Genomic DNA, 23815 nt, shown 5'->3' on the forward strand with positions numbered 1-23815 from the left:
GTAGGCAGAGATGGCTTCCTCTAGTTTTCCTTGGTCATACAGGGCAATTCCGAGATTGTTGTAAGCAGCAGCAAACTGGGGATTGAGTTCGATCGCCCTTCGGTAGGCAGAGATGGCTTCCTCTAGTTTTCTTTGGAGATACAGGGCATTTCCGAGACCGATGTAAGCATAAGCATTATTAGGATCGATCTCCAAAACGCGACGCCAGGTTCGTTCGGCATCTTCATATCTGCTCTCACTCTGGGCTGTATTTCCTCGCTCAAACAACTCCTCAACTGACTGTGCCACCACTCCTTGAGGAATCAGGAGTAGAGACAAGGTCAACACCGATGCCATCAATGTGCGAGTGAGTATGTCCGTAGACCTCCACCAAAGCTGATTCCAGTATAGAGGCATTTCAATTGACAATGACCGATGACACAAGTCGGGGCGGTGGTTTGTAGGGGTCAAAAGTTTGTTGCGCCGATTTGACCGTCGTTTCAATCCGATCGACCCGAGTTCGGTGGGTGGATTCCGGTTTCTACGGGAATAACTGGTTGAGTGGGTACACTTCCTGTTGTCGAGAAGTGCTATGAATGTTTTGATTTAAGTTTCACCGGGGGTTAAAGGGTATTATAGATAGCCGTTTTCCGATAAAAATTCTGTTGTAATTCCCGGCTGTTCGTTCTTTGAGTTATCGTGAGTGAGGTTACCAGTAGAGGAAGAGCGATCTCCGGAAGCTAGCAATTTAGCGACGTATTTGCCGAGTAAGTCGGCTTCGAGGTTGACACAACTGCCAATCTTCAGATATTGGAGGTTTGTGCTATAGAACGTATGCGGAATGACGGCGACGGTAAACCATCGAGCATGGCGATCGCATTCGGCCACGGTGAGACTGACGCCGTTGACGGCGATACTTCCTTTGGGGACGATATAGGGAGCAATCTGGGCATTCCAGCTTTGTTCGGAACCACTCGGTAGGGTAAAGGTCATTTCCCAAGAAGTAGCGGTTTTGACCGCTTTTTGGAGGCATCCGACGCCGTCGATATGGCCACTGACAAAATGACCTCCGAGTTTGCTACCGACTCGCAGGGCGCTTTCGAGATTCGCCGGGATGTCGGAGATCAGTCCGAGAGTCGTGCGGCTGAGGGTTTCAGGGGAAACGATCGCGATAAACCCGTGGGCTAAAATCTCGACAACGGTCAGACAGGCTCCATCGACGGCTATGCTATCTCCGATTTCGACATCGCTGAGAGTAGCATCAGATACGAGATTAGAATAGGAAACTTTGACTTTTTCAGTTCCTACGAGCTGAATAGTTCCTAATGTCTGGATCAATCCGGTGAACACGGTGTTTTGCGAAAATTTGCTAAGATTTTTACTGACAGGAGAGAGGATCGGGGAAAGTTGCTAGGAATTGAGATTGACGGAGGGTCAGTTTTTTTTACCATATTTTCTGTTCAATTAGGGTAAAACCGAGTAAAGATGGAGGCATACTGGAATTACATGAACGTGATGGTCCGATAGGTTAATTAGAGAGAAAGTGAGTTATGTTTTTATATATATTAAATTGTTTCTTAGTCGGATGTGATGCTCTTGATGGGAGACGGGTTGGCGCCTCTATTGGATTGAGATCCTTTGCAGATCCTCCAATCGGTTTATGTCAACCGAGATTTTCTTTTTCTGTTTGCCTACCCTGTTGATAATGAGGCTGAGCCGATGATTGAGATGAAAGTGGCTGGAATTGCATTGGATGCAGCAACACGCAGTCCAATTGTGTTGCTCAGAGATGCGGCAGATCGACGAGCGTTACCTATTTATATTGGACAAGACCAAGCCAAGTCAATTATAAGCGCTCTAGAAAATCATACTCCACCCAGGCCGCTCACCCACGATTTGATGGTAAATATTCTAGAAGAATGGGGATTGGAGTTAGATCGAGTGATCATTCACTCATTACAAGACAATACTTTTTATGCAGTTCTTAAACTTCGTCGTGGCGAGGAGAAAAAGGATATTGATGCTCGCCCCAGCGATGCGATTTCTTTGGCATTACGAACGAATAGTCCGATTTGGGTGATGGAAGAAGTCGTCGCGGATGCGTCGATTCCGGTGGACAGAGATGCGGACGAAGCGGAACGACAGGCTTTTCGAGATTTTATTGCGAATCTCAGACCGGAAGATTTCTCGGAGCGGGGATCGTCGAGTAGTGGTGAAAACCAATAGATTGGAAGATTTAGATTAGGGTAAAAGGAAGAATTCAAGGGCGGGAGCGATGGAAGAAACGGTTGATAATGGCTTGTAGGGACACGGGAATGTCGTGTCCCTATGGGAATTTGGCTATATATAGCATTTTCCTCGGCTATGCAAGACATTTAGATCCCCCTAAATCCCCCTTAACAAGGGGGACTTTCCTCTTAGATCCCCCTAAATCCCCCTCGCCAGGTAAGGGTTTGGAAGGGTTTGGTAACCAAACCCCTACTTTCCTCGTTCTCCTTAGATCCCCCTAAATCCCCCTCGCCAGGTAGGGGTTTGGAGGGGTTTGGTAACCAAACCCCTACTTTCCTCGTTCTCCTTAGATCCCCCTAAATCCCCCTTAACAAGGGGGGCTTTCCTCGTTTCCCTTAGATTCCCCTCAATCTTCCTCGCCAGGTAGGGGTTTGGTAACCAAACCCCTACTTTCCTCGTTCTCCTTAGATCCCCCCAACCCCCCTTAAAAAGGGGGGCTTTCCTTTCTCAATTAGTTGCAATTAGATGTATGACTCGGTAGGAGAAATGCTACAATTGTCAACCGTTTGCGATGGAACGGACAAATTCGATTTGAACTCAATTTGAACTCAATTTGTTGTAAGTTCACGGAGACTGATGCAGTATCGTCGTTTTGGTCAAACTAATTTATATTTGTCTGTTTTTTCATTGGGAACGATGCGATATTTGGATTCCCAGGAAACTGCTACGGCTACGATTCGTTATGCTTTAGAAAAGGGAATTAATCATTTAGAAACGGCTAGAGGTTATGGCAAAAGCGAAGTTTATCTCGGTACGGCTTTAACTGAGTTGTTGGGAAGTGGCGATCGCGGAATCTCCCGTGAAAATATTTATATTACGACTAAACTGCCGAATTCTTTGAATGCATCCGAATTCGATCGCGCGATCGACGAGTCCCTAGAACGGCTCCAAGTCGATTATCTCGACGGTCTCGCACTGCACGGACTCAATACCGAAGAGCAATTTAACACTGTTGTTCGTAACGGTTGTATTGCCGTGGCGCAAAATGCCATTAAGGATGGCAGGATTCGACATTTAGGCTTTTCGACTCACGGATCTTTAGAGTTGATTTTAAAGCTGATTAATACAGATTTATTTGAATTTGTCAGTTTGCATTATTATTATTTTTTTCAACGTCATGCAGCCGCGATCGCCCGTGCTTACGAACGAGATTTAGGGATTTTTATTATCTCTCCGGCGGATAAAGGTGGGCGACTTTATACTCCTCCTCCCGAACTCAAAGCGTTAACCGCTCCTTTTTCTCCTTTAGAGTTAAACTATCGATTTCTCTTGAGCGATCCGAGAATTACAACTTTAAGTATAGGACCTGCCAAACCGGAAGAATTGGACTGGCCTCTTAATTTTGGCGATCGTGTTGAATCGCTCACTGCTGAAGAAGGAGAAGTGTTTACAACCCTTAAAAATCATGCCCGTTCGGTGTTGGGAACGACTCAATGCAGTCAGTGTTATCAATGTTTGCCCTGTCCGGAAAATATTCAGATTCCCGAAGTTTTACGACTGCGAAATTTAGCAGTTGCTTATCAGATGGTTGACTACGGTCAATATCGTTATCGTATGTTTGAAAATGCGGGTCATTGGTTTCCGGGAATGAAGGGCAATCGATGTACGGATTGCGGTGAATGTTTGCCACGATGTCCGGAAGAACTGGATATCCCGATGTTACTACGAGATACCCACGACCGATTGAAGGGAAAAAGCGGTCGGCGACTGTGGGAATAGCTGATTGTAAAGAGAGGTTGCGGGGCGATGGTCTTCACTCTGTTTTTGTGGTTGTTTTTGTGGTTGTTCTCAAAAAATAGAAAAAATAGAGCGATCGCCCCAATTTATGGAGGACTAATGCTCAATTTGCTAAAATGAAAGTGAACCTCGACCGGGTAAAAAATTACTGACGTTTGAGAGTTAAGAAAATTTCGGCTTATTTTTGAAGATGAATGTAGCGAAGGGCATTAGTCTTTCAAAAGGTAAATTACACAATATTGGCTTATTTAATCAGTCAAATCGTCGGGTTTTTGTTGTGTTTTTATTGCCGATCGCCACGGGTTTGATTTTGAGTAGCGGAATGCGGGTAGCGCGATCGCAAACCTTGGAACACGATCGCCCGGAGGAACCACATATTTTCCCGGAATTTACCGGGGATTTTTACCCGGGGGATTCGCCGAATAATGCCAATATGCCACCGATTTTTCCTCCCTTAGATTTAAGTGCTTTAGAATCAGGAAAGGCTTCGGAGTCTTCTATCCCCATTACGAGCAGTAATATTTCTCAAAACGGTCTGACGATTCCGAGTTTATGGTGGGCGAGAGAACAATTTGGCGGAAAATTACTGGAAAATTGGTTGGCTTATCCGGGGGAAAACGGACGGGGAGGACGGGTAGATTTGGTGGTTAACCGACAAATTTGGAGTTTGAGGGACTATCTAGAACGCTATCAATTTGTCAATCATTTCGGTCAGTCGGCGAAAGATTACGGCTACAATACACGAGTGTTTAACCGTCAAAAAAGATTGTTGGCGGCTTACACGTGCGATTTTACTGTGGAACCGATTGTTTGTAACTTATGGATGGATTCTTCTGGGTTACAAAATCAGGTTAAATCTCTAAAGAATTAAGTATTAACTCCTGCGGATCTCCTGCCAGAGGTTTAAATATTCCTGGAGGGATTGAGGAGGGAGAGGGGTTAAAAATTCACTTTTTTGGAACAGTTCGGGAGAGGCAATTTGAGCGGCGCGATCGCCGTTTTCCAACAATACCGGGTCAAACATTTCTGCTGAGGTCAAGCGAGGCGAAGCGGCATCGCTGAGGAGCGAAAGTTTACGGGCAATTTCGGGTTGCCAACAAAACTCGAGCCATTGTTTGACTTGAGGGGATAAAGCGAGGGGATTGGAGGCTTCGAGTGGGGCAGAATCGGCGGGTTGTACCCACAAGTCCGCCCACAAAGCGGTTCCGGAAGCGGGGATAATCGCTTTAATTTGGCGGTTACGCTTCGTGAGAGGCACGATATCGCTAGACCAGCCGACGGCAATCCAGGTATCTCCGAGAATGAGGGGTTGCAGGTAGGTGTCGGAACTGTAGAATTTGACGGCAGCGTGAAGGGTTTGCAGTTCGTCGCGAAGGGAGGCGACGGTATTTAAGGACTCGGTATTGTAGGAATGGCCCAGTTTTTTAAGGGTGAGACCGATAACTTCTCGGGGTTGGTCGAGGAGGGAGAGGCGATCGCGTAATTGGGGATTCCATAGGTCGGACCAGTCCGTGGGGGTCCAACCGAGGGTTTTAAATTTATCGGCCCGATAGGCGATCGCGGTGGTTCCCCAACGGTAGGGAGCGGCCCAAACGGATCCGTTGGGATCGAGTTCGCCGCGATCGTTGCGTTTGACGAGTTGTTGCCATTGCGGCGAGAGTGCGGACCATCCTTGCAGGTCACTGGCGTCGAGGGGTCGAATCAAGCCTTCTCGAATGGCTTGACTCAACCAATAGTCCCCCAAGGTGACGAGGTCGGGGATGTTGGTTTTTGGCGAACGATCGCCGAAAAAGGGCAGGTTTAAGCCTTTTTTGCGGTTAGGGGGGACAGGTTGGTGCCACTGACGCAGTTGAGAATAGATTTCTTCAATTTGGGCGATCGCGCTAAAGTCTAGGTTGAGGTCGCGGGATGTTTGTTTTTGAAAAGCATCGAGCAGTTGCGCGGGGATCGAAGATTTGAGCAACCGCACTTTGAGGGTCGCTTGGGTTTGACCGCCACAAGCGACGAGTAGTTGATGGAGTAGGAGACTGGTCGCAGCCAGGAGAAAAGATCGTCGATTCACCTCGATCGCTCAATTGGGTTTCGGGTCTTGGAGGAAATTAGGATGCTGGGTAACAGCCGCCGGAACGGGAGAGACATCGCTCGCAGAGGGTTAGCAGAGCTATTGACCCAGCCTCTTAGCAATTTTAACTGACCCGTTTTTCCAAATATTGGCCGATCGTCTGTTGTTCGCCCGCCCGAGAGATAATGGTTTGTCGGGTTCGGTAGCGATCGCCGATCAGTTTGAGTTCTTCCTCGAAGACGGAGCCATTATACTCGGTTCTCAGACACAAGGTTTGCGGATTGGGCAAGTAAAATCGAGCGGTAATTGGTTTGGGGGTCACGAAGGCGCGATCGCGGTAGAGGGTGTCTCCTGCGGCGCCAAAGATGCTCGACCCGCGCGATTGTTTGCGGTTGGAGACGGAATTGCTGCTTTCCCAGCGCACGAAGGTTCCACAAATTAAAGCTTGAGGATCGCTTAATTGATGGAGTTCGGCGAGTTTGACCAATTCTTCGCTACCGGGTTCGAGAAAGCGAACGGATATATCGCTGACCATTTCCGCGATCGGGCCGTCCGGTAAGGTGTAATAGCGTCGCTCGGAATACCATTTTCCCTCGGATCGGCGGAAAAAATCGGCGATCGCCTGTTCTTGAGTGCTTTCTAACCTAGAAGTTTTCGATGGCATGGTAAATTCTCAACTTCAACGGGCAACGATAGGGTAGCAACGACGGCTTGGGGACTGATGTTGTTACGGTTACCGTTTTTAATATAACTTAATATTTTGACGGCGACGGAAAACGAACCGGACCGAAGGGGCGATCGCCTTGAGTTTGGGCTTTGAGAAGCGGGGAAATCGAAAAAAGTTGCGCAAAAATGGTAGGAAGGGGGAGAGAGGATTTGAAAATTGAGTAAAAATGCTTCTGCCACGGAAATCCCCTGGTTTCAAGACGATCGCCAATCCAGTAAAAACGAGAACAGCTCTGAGAAGGGTGATTTGTCTATTTTCTAGCCGATAAGTTGATTCTGGTTGAATTTCACTCGCTCAGGGAAAAAACCAGCCGCGATCGAAGATAAATTGCACTATTTTTGTAGACAAGATTTCTTAAAAATTAAATAATCTAAAAATAATTACGCTCTCGTGGATTCCTTGCCTAAGATGTAAAAGAAAGCGGTTAGGGTAATGGAAGCCTTGTATGGATTCACTACAAGAACAAGTGAGCGGTTTAACACGTAAAGTCGATGTTCTCTCCGAGGCGATCGAGCAACTGAGTGTCAAACTGGCCGACCTACTAGACCAAAAAAGCCCGATTTCCCACCGGAGCGACCTTTTGGAGGGAGTCCGACGAGAAATCGAAGTCGAATGCGAGCAGCTACGCCCAAGCAATCGCTCGTCTTTAGAACACAAAGATATTTTGATAGAAAGCGACTATCGAGAGAGTTGCTTTCAAAACAGCGAAACTCAGTTAACCCAAGAAATTCAAATTCAACGCCTCACGGCTCAATTAACGGCAGCTTATAACCGAATTGCGGCCCTAGAAGAACAACTTTTGGCTCAAAGAATCCATTAAGTAGAAATCTCTACGATTATCTCAATAATGGTGAATGCCAAAAGATCGAAGCGTTCAAAATCGTTCGATATTTCCAATGAGAAAACAGAGCGGACAACCCGCGATCGCGAGGTCATCGACGTTGACCCCCGATCTCGGGTTGTCTTCGTGAAGGGGTCTGCATCGCCCTCAAGCACGCAAATGTCGATCGCGATCGCCGAGGGCTTCAATCGCTGCCAGAAGCTGATTTTGAGTCCAATCGCCGTATAAATGGGCGGCGATCGCGCAGCCTCCGGCCCCCACCCCTTCCTTGACATAACCGCGTTCGTAAGCGCGCAGTTGGGGGTGACGGGAACGGGCAAAACTGAGCTGAGACGCCAATAACGGCACCTCACCCACCACCTCGGCGAGTCCCACCGTGTCCCCGGTCGGATCTTCCGCCACCCAACGAGTCGTACCGACGACCACTTGCTCGGGACGCCAATCGAGGGCGTAGCGACAGGCGATCGCCCGAGCGAGGGCATAAACCGCCAGCATTTGGGTTCCCCCGGCTAACAGCACCCCTCCCCGACGACTGGCGGCGATCGCCATTCCTGCGGCGACCCCCTGCATCGGATCTCCCACTGCCGCCACCAATTGCATCGGATCGAGATCGCCGATCCCGTGCAGATGTTTTAACCCCCGCTCCACCAGGGCTAACTTTTGGGCGTGATTGCATTGAGGATGGCTGCTGTTGACCTTTCCGGCTGCCGCCAACCCCAAACCCGACAAAATCCCTAGAGCCGTCGTGGTTCCGCCGACCACGCATTCCGCAACGATCGCGTAACCGTGGCGACTCACGAGGCGATCGCCCCATGCCAACCCGCGATCGAACAATGCCTTGACCGTAGCTAAATCTAGAGCCGCTCCCGTACTCAAACAACGGGCGGGCCTTCCCCCTAAATCCACCGTAGGGACCGAGGCTTTTTGCGCTAACCCCGCATCGAAAATCTCTAGGGGAATCCCCAACCCGGCGATCGCCGCCCGGGAAATCAACACCGGAGAAGCCCCCGCATCTAACGGCGGTAACGGATATTGGGGAGAGGTTTGCGGTCCGTGGTAGAGAAATTCCGCATCGGCGATCGCGGTGTAGCGGCGATCGTCCGGGGTGGCTCCTGCCGCCGAAATCCCCGGAATTAAAGCGGTTTCCGTAAATCCCAAAATGCACGCCAAGACGGGCCGAACGCCGCGATAGCGTTCCAACCAGACCCGAGCCCTTTCGTGTTCGGTGTAGATGCCGATCGTCCCTGAAGTGGAAAAATCGAGTGGAAGCTCCCTGGGAGCGTCCGACGCAGTTTTAATTCTCTTCATCTAATAAAACTTGGATCCATTGTGGCGGTTCGGGAATGGGATTGCCCAACCGTTCGAGGAGCAAAAAAGCAGCTAAATGGACCGCCAGTAAGTAGATTAGGTTGTTCAAAATCACCATACCGACCGCTAAGCTTTGGATGAAATATAAACTCGGTTGGACGAGTAACCCGAATTTTAATAAGATCCAGTCTGCTAACTCGGTAATTTGAGTGGTCAAGTAGATCCACAAGTCCTCGCCGACGAGAATCCCGAGTAACCAAATCCGGAAAAAGAAACCCACGGAACCGAGGAGCGTTCCCAGGGCGATCGAAATCGTCCAAGTGGCGCGGCGCCGCCACAAACAGCCGAGCAGAACCCCTAACACCCCAAAGGGAATGACGAATAAAATGCTGCGCGTCGGCCCCATGAGGACGGATAAGAGCAAGCCGGACACGAGGGCAGCCATCCAAGCGGCTCGATTGCCCCAGCGCAAATAGACGAGTGCGATGGGGACGGGAAAAAAGATCCGCAAAACGGGACCGAGGGGGAAATAATAATTAATGAGCCAAATTAGACTGGCGGTACTGGCTAAAAAGGCGGTTTCGACAAGAATTAAGGCCGGATTTTTGGCGATCGCCTGACCGCTTACGGCGCGCGATCGCGGGGTAGGAGGAACGGGAGGGGAGCTCGGCGACTCGAAGTCGATGTCGAAGTCTTCAGCCGGATCGAGTGGATCTGAATGGCGATCGGAAGAGGGTTTATTCTCTTCTGGGGAAGAATCAATCATGAAAATATTTTGGGCGCACTCGTACCATTTTAGATTTTAGCGGTTGAAATCTAGGTTGCGCGTGAGGCGCTATAGCGATGCCGCAGGCGATCGCGCGATCGCGCCTCAAGATCGAGAAGGTTAGATTGCCTGCACCTCCTCCTTGGTTTCGGTCGGGACTGGGGAACCGGAATGCCCGGTTTGAATCACCAGAACCGCACAAGGGGCGTGATGCACCACGTAGTTACTGACGCTACCGAGTAACACCTCCGCCAGACCGCTTCGACCGCGACGACCGACGATAACGAGATCCGCTTGCCAATTTTCAGCCGTTTTGCAAATCCACTGACCCGGATCGCCCATTTTATAATCGAATTCAGCCGCGATCGCGCGATCGCCTGCAATCTGACAGTATTGGTTGAATTTTTGAATTACTTGTTGGGTATACTGCTCTACCCGGGCATTTTGTGCTTGATAAGCCCGTTCGGCCAACTCCGGATAAAGTCCGACTTCTAGAGGAATCGGGACCATCGGTTCGCCCACAATTTCCGCAGTCAGACATTGAAATAACATTAAGGTCGCCTGGTTGGTTCGAGCCAGATCTAAAGCGTTTTGAAAAACGATGTGGGATAACGTGGAATCGTCTAAAGCCACCAGAATTCTTTGAAAAGTCATGACCTTAATCTCCCCAAAGTAACGATTGGGATGAGTCCGACGATCTTCAAACGGGCGATCGGGAGGTGCCGCCAGCGATGGAAGGAGGAAACGATCCGTTTTGCCTTTTGAAAACCAAAACGGGCGACGACCTGCCGAAATTTAACTACCTCACGCACTGTTCGGATCGCCGACCTGGGATTTTGAAAAATTTGTTAATAGTTCTCGAAATTGAGGTGATTCGTCGCCCCCCGAACTTCGGGCAATCGAAGCCGCGAGTCGCCGTGACGCAGATTAGATAGGGATTGAAAGGCGATCGCCACTCGGTCTCATCTGCCACCCCTAACTTAGCGTAGTTGAGGGCGAAAACGGTATGAGTGGAAGCATTTCTTGACAATCGCGGCGAGCGGTCCAAAGGGGGCGATCGCCTTGTTGTCCTCGGGGGGAAAAGGGCAACAAGAGCTGACGATCGCAGTTTAAACCAAAAGCCGTTCTAGAGCGTGAACGTCGGGGATGCAGAGCTTCTCGCGATCGCGTTTGATCAGCGATTTTTTCTCCAACTTACTCAGAACCCGGGTCACCGTTTCTCGGGCCAGTCCGCTCAAACTGCTCAATTCCCGGTGGGGCAGATTGGGGATTTCCGTTCCTCCTTCCGGAGATTCCGTTCCCTGTCCTTCCGCCAGAAACAGCAAAATATCCGCAACCCGGGAGGTACTGTCCGATTCCCTCAAGCGCAACCTTCGATTCACCTGTCGCAACCGCCTAGCCATCAACTGCGCCAGACGAATTCCCGCCAGGGGTTCGGTATGAATGAGCTGTACGAAATCCTGAGCGGGCATGTTGCCGATCGTGGTGGGCGCCAGGGTAATCACGTCGGTCGAGCGAGGCACTTCGTCAAGTGCCGCCATTTCCCCAAAAATTTCGCCAGTTCCTAGAATATTGAGGGTGACTTCCTTGCCGTCGAGGTTGTAGGTACGAATCTTGACCCAACCATCGAGCAAGAAGTAAACGGAACTGCCCCAGTCATTTTCCAGCAAAATTACCTGATTGGGCGGATGGGTACGGGTGACAATATGAGCTGTTGCCCGTTCGACCACGGAGTCAGGTAAGCCCGCAAAAAAGGGTGTAGAGCGAATTAATTCATCGACATTAGAACTGGGGTCGCGCAGGTTATATCGGTCTTCCATGTGGCCATCCTGTGATAAACACGCTTGGGCAGGTCGGTTGAGTGTGGACTGGTGGCCTCATGATTCGGGATAGCCGCTTGTCTTTCAGGGGGATGCAGCCGACGAGCCAACCGGAGGCGTGTCAGAACCAACCCAGAAAAGATTCGCTAAAGTTGGAAAAACATCAATCCATCGGTGCTACGATCGCGCCCGAATGTAGCCAAATTGTCCCCTTCAGACCCACTCCCGTCACCTTGACTGCTGCCAGATAAAGCTCGGGATGAATCAGTTCTCGACCCTAACCTCGATCGAGGAGGATTGAGGGTCTCGACGTCCCCGTCCCTATTTTTAGAGCGGTCTTCCTCTATGAAACTAGGAGCTTCAAAGCTCAAATTTTACCAAATCGTAGATAGAAGGATCGAAGTCGGGATAAATTTCACTTAGCTTGTTTGCTCTGAATTTCCTTGAGACCAGAGCTTTGCAGATCGTCCCTACAGCTTCAAAGCCTTCCCTTTACAGTTGAGAGGCCCCAATGTTTCGATCGCTCTTTCCTAGAGTATTTGTTCAGCCGTCCTCGGTGGGGATCGGCACTCACCCCAACCTCTCGGCTAGGGACGAATGGCAAGCCGGAGCTGTGATGTCCTGTCAATACTTTACTACAAATGCCCGGACGGATATGACTCTCATGCCGAGGGCGATCGCCCTCGACATGGGAACGGAGGAGTCATCGGAGTTAAAATCCCCCATACTTGAACTGGGAACGGTTGAAATCTGACGGCAAATTTGGAGATCGGAGTCCACGCGATAAAATCGGCTAAAGCCTGAGTAAGTTTGCCCCGTTCCCGTCAGCGATCGGGTGGACGACGATCGCCCCCGCGCCATCACCCCCCCTTGCCAACGGTAGACTGGGGAACGAGCCGACTGCTGCCATCCGGCAATCTGCGATTGGCCAGCCCCTCAAATGACAGCCACTCTCGCTCCAGGGGGTCTTGAGATTTTGAAATATGCGTTCTAGCCAGAGGTTCTATCGTGAGTTCTAATCTGGATCGAATTCAGACACTGATTGCAGATATTGACGGGGTACTGCGGAAAATGAACTCCCGTCTGGCGTGGTGGCGGTCGGGGGATACCCGTCAGGTCCTCGAACGGGTGCGCGATTTTCTACAAGCTTTGCGCGATCGCGAAACCCAATCCGGAACCCTCTCCACCCCCCGAGGCGATCGCCCGACCCCCCCTTCCCTAGACGAGGCCCGACAATGGGGCGGCAGCGAAATGCAGGCGCAACAAATCTTAACCGCCCTCGTGCGCGACATGACTGCATTGCGCTCCAATTTGCTCCATCCCTTGCAAGCCGAACTCGCCCAATTGCAAGAACATCGCGAAACCTTAATTCAAGATATCCGACAGTTAGAAGAAAAACACCAAGCGAAAAAAAGCTTAGCGGCTCAAAATGCCGATCGCGATCGCTTAATTGCAGAATTCCTGCAAGCTTTAATGGCTCAGCTCCAAGATCGTCTCAGCGAAGAAGTCTCGGAAACCCTCGGCCATATCGAAACCCAACTGATTGCACCGTCGCGCCGTTCCTCGGGGGGGTTATCGCGAACGGGGGACACGGGGGAAAGCGCCCCGCTAGATCTCGAACTGCTCGATCCCCAAGATCGCTTGGAATACCTCAAACGTATTCAAGCTCAATCCGATCGCCTGCTCATTTCCCTCGATTCGAGCTTGCAAGTCGTCTTTGAAGCGATCGAAAAAAACATCAAAGGCTATCAAGAATCCCTTTCCGACGGACTCGATAAAATGCACCGCCTCGGTCAACAAGGGGAACTGATGGTCGCCGCCTTAGTCAACCATCTCGCCCAACAGTTGGGACGGGAAGCCTCCTCGTACTGGCAATCTTCCCTAAAACTATCTGGGGTCGAAACCCCAGTGGCGATCGCCACCGATCGCGACCTGTTCCCTCAACCCTCCCCCGACGAGGCCGAACAAGGGCCACAAGCCCCACAAGCAGGCGATCGCGCAGGATCCGAACAAGAGCATCGCCAAGGGTCTCCAGAAGAGCATCGCGACGAACTGCCCCAGGAAAGCGATCGGGTCGCGTCTCCCCAGGAGAATCGCGACGACACCCCAATCGATGAGGCGATCGCCGCCGAGGAACCCGGGTTAACCACATCAGAAGAGCAAGACTTATCCGCCGAACTGTTTCCCTATGCCGGATCCGAATTTAATCAACCGGAGTCCGCCTGGGAAGACGAAACCGACTTAGAAACCCCAGAAGCCTTTCCTCCTCAAGACTTTGCAGAGGCTAGCGGCGATCGCGCAGCGTCTCCCCAGGACAATCCCGCCGAAGAAGACGATTTATTTGCCACCCTCGAACAGGCGATCGCCCCAGCTCCCCCGAGTCCCGACCGTGGTGCAGGGGATACTTCTGACTCCTTTGGAGTCGCTTCTCCAACGGAGTCGCTTCGCGAACGCCCCTCGGAAAACGAGCAAATCTCCAACCTCGAACAACTCCTAGATTTGGCGATCTTTACCCCCGCTTCTGGAGAAACCGAAAGCGGCGACAGCCCCGACAGTGAGGGATCCCCGTTCGTAAATACCGATTTATCCGATATCGGCGAGGAACTCGAACTCGAAGAAGAATGGGAACCGGAAGCCGACATCCAAGCTGATGCGGACGAAGATCTGCTACCTTTGGGCGAATTTGAGGCAGACTCGGAACCGGATTTATGGCTCGACAGTAACGCCCTCCAACAATTAGACGACGATCTGTCTAACTTGGAAAGTCCCGCCGCCGAAAGTCCTGCCGCCGAAAGCCTCGCCGCCGAAACTGAAGCCAGAGACGATGACGAAGAACTCGATTTAATCCCCGAAGCGTGGATCCAAGAACTCGATAACGTTGAAGATAGTCTTGAGGAGAATTTTGAGGACAATCTTGACGAAGACTTTGAAGAGAACCTTGGAGATAGCCTCGAGCAGAACTTTGAGGACAATCTTGACGAGGACTTCGAGGAGAATCTTGGAGAGAATCTTGGAGATAGCCTCGAGGAGGACTTTGAGGACAATCTTGACGAGGACTTTGACGAGGACTTTGAGGACAATCTTGAGGACAATTTCGATGCCTTCGGCGAGTCACTGTCCCTGGATGAGGATGCATGGGAGGAGGAAACCGAGACCTCTTTCGCCACTTCAGAAACGGGCGATCTCGATCTCGATGCGCTGGCCAATTTAGGCGAGGATAGCGAGATAGGCGTTCGCGTAGCGTCTCCAGAGGAGTATCGCGCCGAACCGCCGCCCCGACAACCGTCCGAACCGGAATGGTTCGTAGAAAACAACCGTAAAAGTGGCCCGGAGGTGGGCATCCCCTTACCCACCTCTCGTCCGACCAGCGCCAATACCCTCGATGATATTTTTGCCAGTTTCGGGGATTTAGAAGCGGCGAGAACTCAAGATGAAGCGCTAGAAAGCGAAACCGCGATCGCCGCTTCCCCAACTCCTAGAGGCGATCTCGAAGCGTTTCCCCAGGAGAATCGCGAAGCAACTCCGAAAGAGTATCGGGGTGACACGTCCCCCGGGAATATTGACACCCGGATCGATGAATTCTTTTCCAACTTCGAGCAAGAGAATGACGAGGAACCTTCACCCCCGGCGAATGAATGGGAAAACCGTTCTGAAGCGAGTTTGGAAGAATCCTTACTATCCGCAGCCGCAACCCCCAAAGAAGTCTCCGATGCAACCCTAGAAGACTTTTTCGCGGATTTTGACGCCCCCAATTTGGGCAGTTCCGACGCGAAATAATAGCCACGATCGCCCTCGAAGCATTCAGGAGGGTTCGACCCCCATGCTTAGCTAGCCAGAGGCTCCCCGATGGCGTGCGATCGACTCCGTTTGAACGAGGAAAAAAATAAATTGTGCTTCCCCGCATCAAGCTAAAATGTCAGCAGTCCAGGGGAGAGAGGCGATCGCCCGCCGGGGAGTTTCCACGGGGAGCGCCCGTCAGCGCCATTCGCCAGTTGGGCGCTTCTCTTCCAGAGACCCTAAGCGCCAAGCGCGAAGCCATGGCGAAGACTATACGCAAACGCCACCCCATCACCGCATAAACCATTACCTGTGACTATTGCGAGTTTCCTCCACCAAGATTTAGCCGCCCAAAAGCGGGGATCCCATTGGTATTTGGGCATCGATTTCGGCACGACGGGGGTTTCCGCAGCATTGTTCGTTCGCGAACAGACCCCAAACGGCGAAAGTAACCGCAGCGAACTCTATCCGATTTACTGGGTCTCGTCTAGAGGGGGCGTTCGCGAAGGGTCTCCCGAGGACGATCGCTCGTGTTGCTGGCGTCTTCCGGCGCAAGTGTCGATCGCCGACGCCGGAATCGGGATCGAGGGGTTTAAGCCGTGGTTGGCGTTCGGACTGTCCGGTAGTGGCTCCCCCGCTTCCCTACAAGGAACGGGAGAGGTGGTTCCCGAATTGTTTCATTGCGAACCCCTTTTATATTGGACCGAACGACGGCGCCTGAGTTTGCGCTCTTTTGTCGGCGGTTTGCAACGGTTGTTGCGGACTTTAAACCCGGCGGCGCTTCCGGAGAGCTTGCCATTTGTGGCGGCGGCGAAAGGTTTGGAAGCCGATCGCTTCGCGGCGGCGATCGCCCAACTCAAGGGGGTCGTGGTTTCCGGTCCGGCGTCCTGGCCCGATTGTTACGGGTTTAACGTGCGCGAGGCGGTGTTGGCGGCGCAGTTAGTCCGCCATCCCCAGCAAGTGGTGATTTTAGAAGATTCGATCGCCGCTTTGCTGTCGTTATTGCCGACGGATCCGAGTCGAGAGGCGTTCGCGGGAACGGTGTTGGCGGTGGAAGCGGGGGCCAGTCGCACGGAATTCGCCCTCGCCAAGGTTCCCGACCCCTGGCAAAATTTACGCCGCAGCGACGTTCACTTACACGGAATTCCCCTCGGCGGCGACGCGATCGATCAAGATATTATTTGTCAGCTTTTGTTACCGCAACAGTGGCGGGATTCGTCGTTTCCCCTGTGGCGGGCGATCGCCGATCTGGACCTTCCCCGTCCCGGTCAGCCGGATTTACCCCAGCGCTACCGTTTGGCCCAGCGTCTGTCCGGGGAACGGGGCGCTCGATGGCGCTCGACGGCGCGCCAGTTGAAACTGACGTTGCAAATGGAACCTCAAACGACGGTACAATTGGGCGATCGCTCCGTGACGATTTCGGCGGGAGAGTTGGAACGTCGCGTGTTTTGGCCGTTTATTCAGTCCCTCAATCGCGAACTCAATGGGTTGTTAGTCGCTACGGGGATGACGGTAGAGGCGATCGCCTATGCGGTATGCAGTGGCGGGACGACGCGCACGGGGGCGATCGCGACCTGGTTGCGCCAAAAACTGCCCAATGCCGCTCTATCTTGGGATTGGCCCGTTTCCCCGGGTTCCCATCCGGCGGACGTTCGCGTTTACAACCGGGTGACGGAAGGGTTGGCGAGTGTGGCGTCGGTGCCCCGGGTTGTGGATCTCAGCCGCCAGCAGTACAACGACTATTTTTTACTCTCGGAGTTGATCGATGCGGTGGGAGACGAGCCGTTTTCGAGTACGGAGGCGATCCGGCGCCTGGAACGTCGCGGGATTCACCCCCAGGGGAACGATCGCCGCATCCGCGCTTTACTCGACGGTCAGCTCCCCCCGGGGTTGATGTTTTCTTCCGAACTCGGCGATCGGGTGCTGGCTGCGTTTCAAGACCCGAGTTCTTATCCCCTCGATCCGACGGCGCCCTTGTTCGAGCGTACGGGCGATCGCCTATACCGTCTCAACCAGGAACAGGCTCGCCGCTTCCGTCACTACCTCAAAGCTCTCGCCTCGCGGATTTACCAACAACTCGACGAACCCCTCCCCCTCCAGTTGTCCGATTTTTCGTGAGGCGATCGCCCCTCGCCGAGGGCATAAACGAGGAAGTATACCACAAACGGACGCCGAGCTATAGATATTAAAAAAACAATAGGTCAAAAAACTAACCCGTTGGCGATCGAGCAAACATCTCTAAATTTATAGATACATATTCAGCGATTTTCGAGTATAAGATCGATCGGCGATCGCGCGATCGTCCGGTCGCTCCGTGGAAAGCCTAACCCTTTTCTAGAAAAGCACTCCCCGGTTTTGGCTCCTCGGTTTTTCGAGATCCTCTACCCAACGACAGATGTTCGATCGCCCTACGGAGATGATAATATTTTGCCACGAGAGAAAAAAATAATAGAACTTTACAAAAGCCTCGAAACTTCAAAGATTGAGCAAAACTGCGACCTAGAGGGGATGCAATTTTGAAGAAGTTGATTATAGTAACGGTAGAGAGAGGCGAAGCGACACTTTTGAGGAGACGAGTGAGAACTGTGATGACGACCTCTGAAATCCCTGTTCCAATTTCTGTAAACACCAACGATTCCAAATCGTCTTTTACCAGTGCTTTTTTAGAAAAAACTTACGAGCTTCATCCCGCAATGGAGCAGGTGCATCCTTCGGTCTACAGTAAAGTCAAACGGGCGATCGATATTGTCGGAGCGTTAGTCGGTTTGATGCTCACCGGATTGTTGTTGTTGCCGATCGCGATCGCGATGCAACTCGACAGTCCCGGCCCGATCTTCTTCAGTCAAATTCGCTGCGGTTATAAAGGGCGTCCCTTCCGGATGTGGAAATTCCGCTCGATGGTAGTCAACGCCGAACAATTGCAACACTTGGTCAACAACCAAGTGAACGGACATCTGTTTAAAAACGAGCAAGACCCCCGAGTGACTCGGGTCGGTCGGTTCCTACGGCGCACCAGCCTCGACGAACTGCCGCAATTCTGGAACGTTCTCAAAGGCGATATGAGTTTGGTCGGAACCCGTCCGCCGACGCAAGCCGAAGTCGAACGCTATCACAAACATCATTTAAAACGGCTCGATGTCAAACCCGGATTGACGGGGGAATGGCAAACGAACGGTCGTTCCAGTATCAAAGACTTCGAGGAAGTGATCCACCTCGATCTCGAATATCAGCGCAAATGGTCCGTGAGTTACGATCTGCTGTTGATTGTCAAAACCATTCAAGTGGTTTTCAACAAGACAGGCGCTTGTTAAATCGGGGCGATCGATCTCGAAGTCGGGTCGATGGATTGGCAACCGAAAAAATGGTAACGTAGGGGCTAGACCGTTTGGGACTGCCCCTACGTTACTGTTTGAATGAGGCGCATTAAAGAAGGCGCGATCTGCCCATCATGACTCTCTCCACTTGGATCACGTTCTCCCGGCTTTTAGGGGTTCCGGTTCTGCTCTACGGACTTCACAACCCAACCCCAAGCTTGCGTTGGATCTGTCTGGCGGTGTTTCTGGTGGCTGCCGGGACCGATTGGCTCGACGGCTATTTAGCGCGAAAACTGGATCAAGTGACCGAGTTGGGGAAGTTTCTCGATCCGTTGGTGGATAAATTGTTGGTACTGGCGCCGTTGCTGGCGATCGTCGAACTCGGAGAGCTTCCGGCGTGGGGTGTTTTTATCATTTTGGCGCGGGAAGTGGCGATCGCGGGATGGCGGGTCAATCCGGCGCTGACGGGCAGTAGCGCCATTAGCGGCGCCAATTTGTGGGGAAAATTAAAAACCGTCAGTCAGATGTTCGCGATCGCCTTATTGATTGCCCCGCTTTCCGATCGCTGGATAACCTTAGAACTCACCGCCTTTTGGGTATCCGTTGCCCTGACCGTGATTTCCGGGGCGATCTACTTGTGGCCGCAGCCTGTGGTAACTGAAAAGTCGTGAACCGTTTTCAGCAGAACTTCAGCCAAAAAAGAACAAAAGCCCCCAAATCGGGGGCTTTTGCCATTCGGCTTAGGTCGTGTACTCCGCATTAATTTTTACGTAGTCGTAACTGAGATCGCAGCCCCACGCGACCCCAGAACCGGATCCGCTTCCCAAGTCAACCCGGATTAAGACCGTATCGGTTTTGAGATATTCTCCGGCTGCCGCTTGTTTCATGTAGGCGCTGGCGGCGTCGCGATCGAAATTGAGGGGTTGACCGTTGTCCATCATCAAGAACTCGCCGAGTTCGATGCGTAAGTGGGCGCTGTCGAAGCGCACTCCGGCCCGACCTGCGGCGGCGGCAATCCGTCCCCAATTGGGATCGCGTCCGAACACGGCGGATTTGGCGAGGGAGGATCCGGCAATCGTGCGAGCCACTTGACGGGCTGCTTTGTCGTCCGGGGCGCCTGTCACTTGGATTTCCAGCAAGCAGGTCGCGCCTTCGCCGTCGCGGGCGATCGCCTTGGCAAGATGCTGACAGACGGCGGTGAGCATGGCTTCCAGGCGATCGGCTGCCGGACCGGGTTCGACGATCGCCGCCGTGCGGGACTGACCGTTGGCTAAGGCAATCAGGGTGTCGTTGGTGCTGGTATCGCCGTCAACGGTCACCTGGTTGAAACTGCGATCGGCAGCGCGTTTGAGCATCTCCTGCCAGAGATGGGGGGAAACCGTGGCGTCACAGGTGACAAAAGCTAACATCGTCGCCATATTCGGGTGAATCATGCCCGATCCTTTGGCAATGCCGCCCATTCTGACCGGACGCCCTTCTAAAGTGGTTTCTAGGGCGATCGTTTTCGGGACTAAATCGGTGGTGCAGATCGCCTGCGCTGCGGCATCGCTGCCCTGTTCGGAGGCGGCGGCGACGAGCTGGGGAATGCCCGATCGCATGGCATCCATGCGGATGCGCTGTCCGATCACTCCCGTGGAAGCGAGCAGAATGGATTGAGGAGAGAGAGACAGTTCTCGTCCGAGCAATTCGGCAGATTCGATCGCGTCGGCCCAGCCGAGTTCTCCCGTGCCCGCATTCGCCTGTCCCGCATTGCACAAAATCGCGCGGGCGCTTGCTTTTGCTTTGAGGCGATCGCGGCAATAGTCCACACAAGCGGCGCGTACCTGAGACGTGGTAAAGACTCCGGCGGCGATCGCTTCTACTTCTGAATAAATTAAGGCTAAATCCGGCGCCCCCGACGGTTTCAACCCTGCGGTAATCCCCGCAGCACGGTAACCTCTCGGTGCCGTCACCCCTCCCGATATTTCCTGCCAGTCTGTCATCTTTCCTCCCGACTGTATGCGGCGTTGTCGTCAGGGGATTATATCTCAAAGTTGTTGGTAGAAAGAGGAATGAGGGAGGAGGGAGTCGGCACGAGACCCCGGTTAAAACGTCAGGATCGCCCTCTCAATCTCAACTCTCAACTCTCAAACTCCCTTCTCAGGCCGATCGCACAAAAAAAGGGAGAGATGTCAAACCACCTCTCCCTACCATCAGGGTGCATCTTTATACCACAAGATACCAGTTTTAGGATGTGGGGTCAAACCCCATATTTTTGCGCCAAAAAATGCCGATCGCGCGGTGGAGAAGGGGATTTTAGACTTGAGATTTTAAGATTGAAATTGTAGATTTCAGCGATAAAATTGGGTTAAATCTACCAATAAATAGGGACTTTCAAAAAATATTAAAAAAATAGCAAACTTAAAATTGAGGGAAATCGTAGGGGCTGGGGAGGGGCGATCGCGGGAGAGAAAGACGAAAAAAATGGGGTAAATCTTTGTGAAGAAATCGCAAATTTTCGCGGTCGAAAATTAAAATTTTTATAAAGAGTGAGGCCGAATCCGTCGATCGAGACAATAGAGAGCGATCTCGATCTATTTAGATTGTAGGGGTTTAGCGGTTCGATCGCCGTCCTCGTAGCCGAGAATGCGACAAAAAAACAGAGACGCGATCGCGCCTCTGCACTCAACCGGATCGCTCGACTCAACCTTTTAACTTCGGTTCGAGCAGTTGATTGGTGAGTTTGGGGTCGGCGCGTCCGCTCGTGCGTTTCATCACCTGACCGACAAAAAAGCCCTTGAGTTTCGTTTTCCCATTACGGAATTGTTCGACTTCCTGGGGATGGGCCGCGAGTAACTCGTCGATAATCTTCTCCAACTCGCCCGTATCGGAAATTTGGGTCAAGCCCTTGCTTTCGACCAACTTTTTGGGCGAACCGCCGTCCGAGAGCAGTTGGGGAAGTAAATCTTTGGCAATTTTGCCACTGATCGTTTTCGAGTCGATTAACCCGATCAACTCGGCGAGATCCCTCGGAGAGAGGGCGATCTCGGTAATATTGAGTTTTTCGTTTTTCAGATAAGCCGTAATATCGCCCATGATCCAGTTAGCGGCTTGTTTGGTATCGCCGCCGGATTCCACCGTCGCCTCGAAATATTCGGCCACTTGGCGGTCTTCCGTTAAAACGCGGGTGTCGTAGGGAGAAAGACCCAATTCGGTTTCGTAACGGTGACGTTTTTCGGCGGGGAGTTCCGGGAGTTCGGACTTCCACTCTTCGAGTTGGAAGGCGGAAACCTCGATCGGGCCTAAATCCGGTTCGGGGAAGTAGCGATAATCGCTGGAACCTTCCTTAGTACGCATACTAATCGTGCGTTGACTCCCTTCTTCCCAGAGACGGGTTTCTTGAACGATCGCCTCTCCGGCTTCGATCGCGGTAATTTGGCGGTCGATTTCGTAATCGATCGCCCGGGCGATCGCGCTAAACGAGTTCATATTTTTAATTTCGACCTTGACGCCGAACTCCTCTTGTCCGACGGGACGTACAGAAATATTGACATCGCAACGCAAGGAACCTTCTTGCATGTTGCCGTCGCTAATCCCGAGATAGCGGACGATCCGGCGCAGTTCTTGGGCGTATTCCGCCGCTTCCTGACCCGATCGCATGTCCGGTTCCGAGACAATTTCGATCAGGGCAACCCCGGTGCGATTGTAGTCTACGAGGGAATAGGCCGAACCGGAGAGGCGATCGCTGCCCGCGTGAACCAGTTTGCCCGCATCTTCTTCCATGTGAGCGCGGGTGATCCCGATGCGCTTGCGGGTGGCGTTGCCGTCTTCATCGACGATTTCGACTTCCAGCCAGCCATTTTTGGCGATCGGCAAGTCGTACTGAGAAATTTGATAATTTTTGGGTAAATCCGGATAAAAATACTGCTTGCGGTCGAATTTGCTGTACGTTGCAATTTCGCAATTGAGGGCCAAACCCGCTTTTACCGCATATTCGAGAACTTTCTCGTTCAATACGGGAAGCACCCCCGGCAGTCCCATGCACACCGGATCGATATTGGTATTGGGTGGGGCGTCGAAGTGGGTGGAAGACCCGGAAAAAATCTTGGTTTGGGTACTGAGTTGACAGTGAGTTTCCAAGCCGATGATGGCTTCGTATTGGGTGCTCACGGGCGCAGCTATGGTCATAATTGCTAAAACTAGGACATATCCATGAGGTGTGTCTTTATTTTATCGCCGTGCGGCTTGCAAGGGCGATCGCGCAACTTCGTCAGGGACGGCGAGGACGTGGGAAAATTAAGGAAGTGGGGCGATCGCGATCGACCGACCGATCGGGATGCGGCACCGACGAGCGTAGGGATATGCCCCCCACCCCTGCTGCATTCGAGGCGATCGCCCCAAATCAAAAAACGGCCAAAGTCAAACGGGCCGTCAAATTCATTTAATTTCCCTCTAGTCAATTCACGGAGAACGAGCTAATCTTTTAGTGTCCTGTCGTCCACCTTTAAGGGATTGGAGGTATTTAGAATGAGCGAACTGACTCGTGAAGAAATGCGAGAGCGTCTGGGAAATATCGACCAGATTCGCGAAATCATTGTCGGCCCTCAGATGAGGGAATACAGTACCCGCTTCGAGCAGATCGAATCGAACTTGGCCATGTTGCAGCAAGAGTTCCGCAACCGCATTGAAGAGGTGAAAGCGACGTCCTCTTCCGAATTGCGTGGCGCGATCGATTCCTTAGAAAAGAAGATCAAATCTTTAAGTTTGAATAGTCAGGAAGAAATTGCTGACATGCGTCAGCAAATCGATCGCACCCGAGTTAAATTATCGAATACTATTGAATCTTTAGATGAGGAAGTAGACAAACAAACCAACGCGATTCGCGACCAACTCTTAGAAACGCGCCAAAAACAACAAGAAGACATTCATAACCTGCGAGATCGGGTGTTTGAAGAAATCGAACGGCGTTTTTCGAGTTTGACCGATATCAAAATCGCGCGGGATGACATGGCCGAAATCATGTTTGAGATTGGGATGAGGCTCAAAGGAACCGAGTTCGTTCCCGAACTGCGAGAAGCGGCAGAAACCAAAATCACGGGAGATCTGTTGATGGGCGATCGCGACGAGCACGCCTAAAATCCGTCGCTCTCGACCGTTGGGGAAAATATAGATAGCTACGCTTTCTAGAGGATGGAGTCTCACAACCGAGTCCAAGC

At 51.9% G+C, this 23815-nt stretch carries 21 protein-coding genes; 11 read left to right on the plus strand and 10 right to left on the minus strand.

The features are described 5' to 3' along the window. Together JJD41_RS07935 and JJD41_RS07940 are read right to left on the minus strand one after the other, a co-directional pair. Positions 1 to 396 (minus strand): tetratricopeptide repeat protein (locus JJD41_RS07935; protein ID WP_234488544.1); only part of this gene is annotated, 396 nt, incomplete at its 3' end. A gap of 216 nt (positions 397 to 612) precedes the next feature. Beyond that, a complete protein-coding gene (locus JJD41_RS07940; protein WP_200665449.1) occupies positions 613 to 1329 on the minus strand; it encodes a riboflavin synthase in 717 nt (238 codons plus the stop codon). Positions 1330 to 1698: 369 nt separating this feature from the next. On the opposite strand from JJD41_RS07940, the gene JJD41_RS07945 reads away from it, so the two are divergent. The 3 genes from JJD41_RS07945 to JJD41_RS07955 all read left to right on the plus strand — a co-directional run bounded on the left by JJD41_RS07945 (position 1699) and on the right by JJD41_RS07955 (position 4876). Then, a complete protein-coding gene (locus JJD41_RS07945) occupies positions 1699 to 2205 on the plus strand; it encodes a bifunctional nuclease family protein (RefSeq protein ID WP_168571923.1) in 507 nt (168 codons plus the stop codon). Positions 2206 to 2844: 639 nt separating this feature from the next. Further along, positions 2845 to 3987 (plus strand): aldo/keto reductase, encoded by a 1143-nt coding sequence (locus JJD41_RS07950; protein WP_200665450.1) that lies wholly within the window; start codon positions 2845 to 2847, stop codon positions 3985 to 3987. A 208-nt stretch (positions 3988 to 4195) separates the two neighbouring features. Next, on the plus strand, positions 4196 to 4876 hold the full coding sequence (locus JJD41_RS07955) for a hypothetical protein (RefSeq protein WP_200665451.1): 681 nt from the start codon (positions 4196 to 4198) through the stop codon (positions 4874 to 4876). Between the two features lie 3 nt (positions 4877 to 4879). Here JJD41_RS07955 and JJD41_RS07960 read toward each other — a convergent pair whose 3' ends face one another. Both JJD41_RS07960 and JJD41_RS07965 read right to left on the minus strand, forming a co-directional pair. Beyond that, entirely contained in the window at positions 4880 to 6067 is a 1188-nt protein-coding gene (locus JJD41_RS07960) for an extracellular solute-binding protein (protein WP_200665452.1), read from the minus strand. Positions 6068 to 6191: 124 nt separating this feature from the next. Continuing rightward, complete coding sequence (locus tag JJD41_RS07965; protein WP_200665453.1) at positions 6192 to 6731, minus strand: phycobiliprotein lyase; 540 nt, start codon at positions 6729 to 6731, stop codon at positions 6192 to 6194. A gap of 508 nt (positions 6732 to 7239) precedes the next feature. Here JJD41_RS07965 and JJD41_RS07970 point away from each other — a divergent pair. Beyond that, positions 7240 to 7614, plus strand: coding sequence for a hypothetical protein (locus JJD41_RS07970; protein WP_200665454.1), 375 nt, complete (start codon positions 7240 to 7242; stop codon positions 7612 to 7614). Positions 7615 to 7782: 168 nt separating this feature from the next. On the opposite strand, the gene cobT is transcribed toward JJD41_RS07970, so the two are convergent. From cobT to JJD41_RS07990, 4 genes are all read right to left on the minus strand, one after another. Next, the gene (gene cobT, locus JJD41_RS07975; RefSeq protein ID WP_200665455.1) at positions 7783 to 8943 is read right to left on the minus strand and encodes a nicotinate mononucleotide-dependent phosphoribosyltransferase CobT; all 1161 of its coding nucleotides are present in this window, start codon (positions 8941 to 8943) and stop codon (positions 7783 to 7785) included. Further along, a complete protein-coding gene (locus JJD41_RS07980; protein WP_200665456.1) occupies positions 8930 to 9709 on the minus strand; it encodes a DUF2232 domain-containing protein in 780 nt (259 codons plus the stop codon). The genes cobT and JJD41_RS07980 overlap by 14 nt, the downstream gene beginning before the upstream one ends. Before the next feature lie 120 nt (positions 9710 to 9829). Next, the gene (locus tag JJD41_RS07985; RefSeq protein ID WP_200665457.1) at positions 9830 to 10363 is read right to left on the minus strand and encodes a universal stress protein; all 534 of its coding nucleotides are present in this window, start codon (positions 10361 to 10363) and stop codon (positions 9830 to 9832) included. Between the two features lie 455 nt (positions 10364 to 10818). Next, positions 10819 to 11529: a Crp/Fnr family transcriptional regulator gene (locus tag JJD41_RS07990; RefSeq protein WP_168570076.1), complete on the minus strand. Its 711-nt coding sequence runs from the start codon at positions 11527 to 11529 to the stop codon at positions 10819 to 10821. 511 nt (positions 11530 to 12040) lie between these two features. On the opposite strand from JJD41_RS07990, the gene JJD41_RS07995 reads away from it, so the two are divergent. The 5 genes from JJD41_RS07995 to pgsA all read left to right on the plus strand — a co-directional run bounded on the left by JJD41_RS07995 (position 12041) and on the right by pgsA (position 19291). Continuing rightward, the gene (locus JJD41_RS07995) at positions 12041 to 12283 is read left to right on the plus strand and encodes a hypothetical protein (RefSeq protein ID WP_200665458.1); all 243 of its coding nucleotides are present in this window, start codon (positions 12041 to 12043) and stop codon (positions 12281 to 12283) included. A gap of 254 nt (positions 12284 to 12537) precedes the next feature. Further along, entirely contained in the window at positions 12538 to 15306 is a 2769-nt protein-coding gene (locus JJD41_RS08000; protein ID WP_200665459.1) for a hypothetical protein, read from the plus strand. 312 nt (positions 15307 to 15618) lie between these two features. Next, positions 15619 to 17424, plus strand: coding sequence for an acetate and sugar kinases/Hsc70/actin family protein (locus tag JJD41_RS08005; RefSeq protein WP_200665460.1), 1806 nt, complete (start codon positions 15619 to 15621; stop codon positions 17422 to 17424). A gap of 470 nt (positions 17425 to 17894) precedes the next feature. After that, positions 17895 to 18617: a sugar transferase gene (locus JJD41_RS08010; RefSeq protein ID WP_200665461.1), complete on the plus strand. Its 723-nt coding sequence runs from the start codon at positions 17895 to 17897 to the stop codon at positions 18615 to 18617. Between the two features lie 137 nt (positions 18618 to 18754). Next, complete coding sequence (gene pgsA, locus JJD41_RS08015) at positions 18755 to 19291, plus strand: CDP-diacylglycerol--glycerol-3-phosphate 3-phosphatidyltransferase (RefSeq protein WP_168570079.1); 537 nt, start codon at positions 18755 to 18757, stop codon at positions 19289 to 19291. 69 nt (positions 19292 to 19360) lie between these two features. On the opposite strand, the gene argJ is transcribed toward pgsA, so the two are convergent. Next, positions 19361 to 20602, minus strand: coding sequence for a bifunctional ornithine acetyltransferase/N-acetylglutamate synthase (gene argJ, locus JJD41_RS08020; protein WP_200665462.1), 1242 nt, complete (start codon positions 20600 to 20602; stop codon positions 19361 to 19363). Between the two features lie 700 nt (positions 20603 to 21302). Beyond that, the gene (gatB, locus tag JJD41_RS08025; protein WP_200665463.1) at positions 21303 to 22787 is read right to left on the minus strand and encodes an Asp-tRNA(Asn)/Glu-tRNA(Gln) amidotransferase subunit GatB; all 1485 of its coding nucleotides are present in this window, start codon (positions 22785 to 22787) and stop codon (positions 21303 to 21305) included. A gap of 29 nt (positions 22788 to 22816) precedes the next feature. Between gatB and JJD41_RS08030 the strand changes: the two genes are divergently transcribed. Together JJD41_RS08030 and JJD41_RS08035 are read left to right on the plus strand one after the other, a co-directional pair. Beyond that, a complete protein-coding gene (locus JJD41_RS08030) occupies positions 22817 to 23044 on the plus strand; it encodes a hypothetical protein (RefSeq protein ID WP_200665464.1) in 228 nt (75 codons plus the stop codon). An 82-nt stretch (positions 23045 to 23126) separates the two neighbouring features. Further along, positions 23127 to 23735, plus strand: coding sequence for a hypothetical protein (locus tag JJD41_RS08035; RefSeq protein WP_200665465.1), 609 nt, complete (start codon positions 23127 to 23129; stop codon positions 23733 to 23735). The last annotated feature ends 80 nt before the right edge of the window (positions 23736 to 23815 follow it).

The organism is Oxynema mangrovii CENA135 (assembly GCF_016632315.1).
GTDB classification, from domain to species: Bacteria; Cyanobacteriota; Cyanobacteriia; order Cyanobacteriales; family Laspinemataceae; genus Oxynema; species Oxynema aestuarii.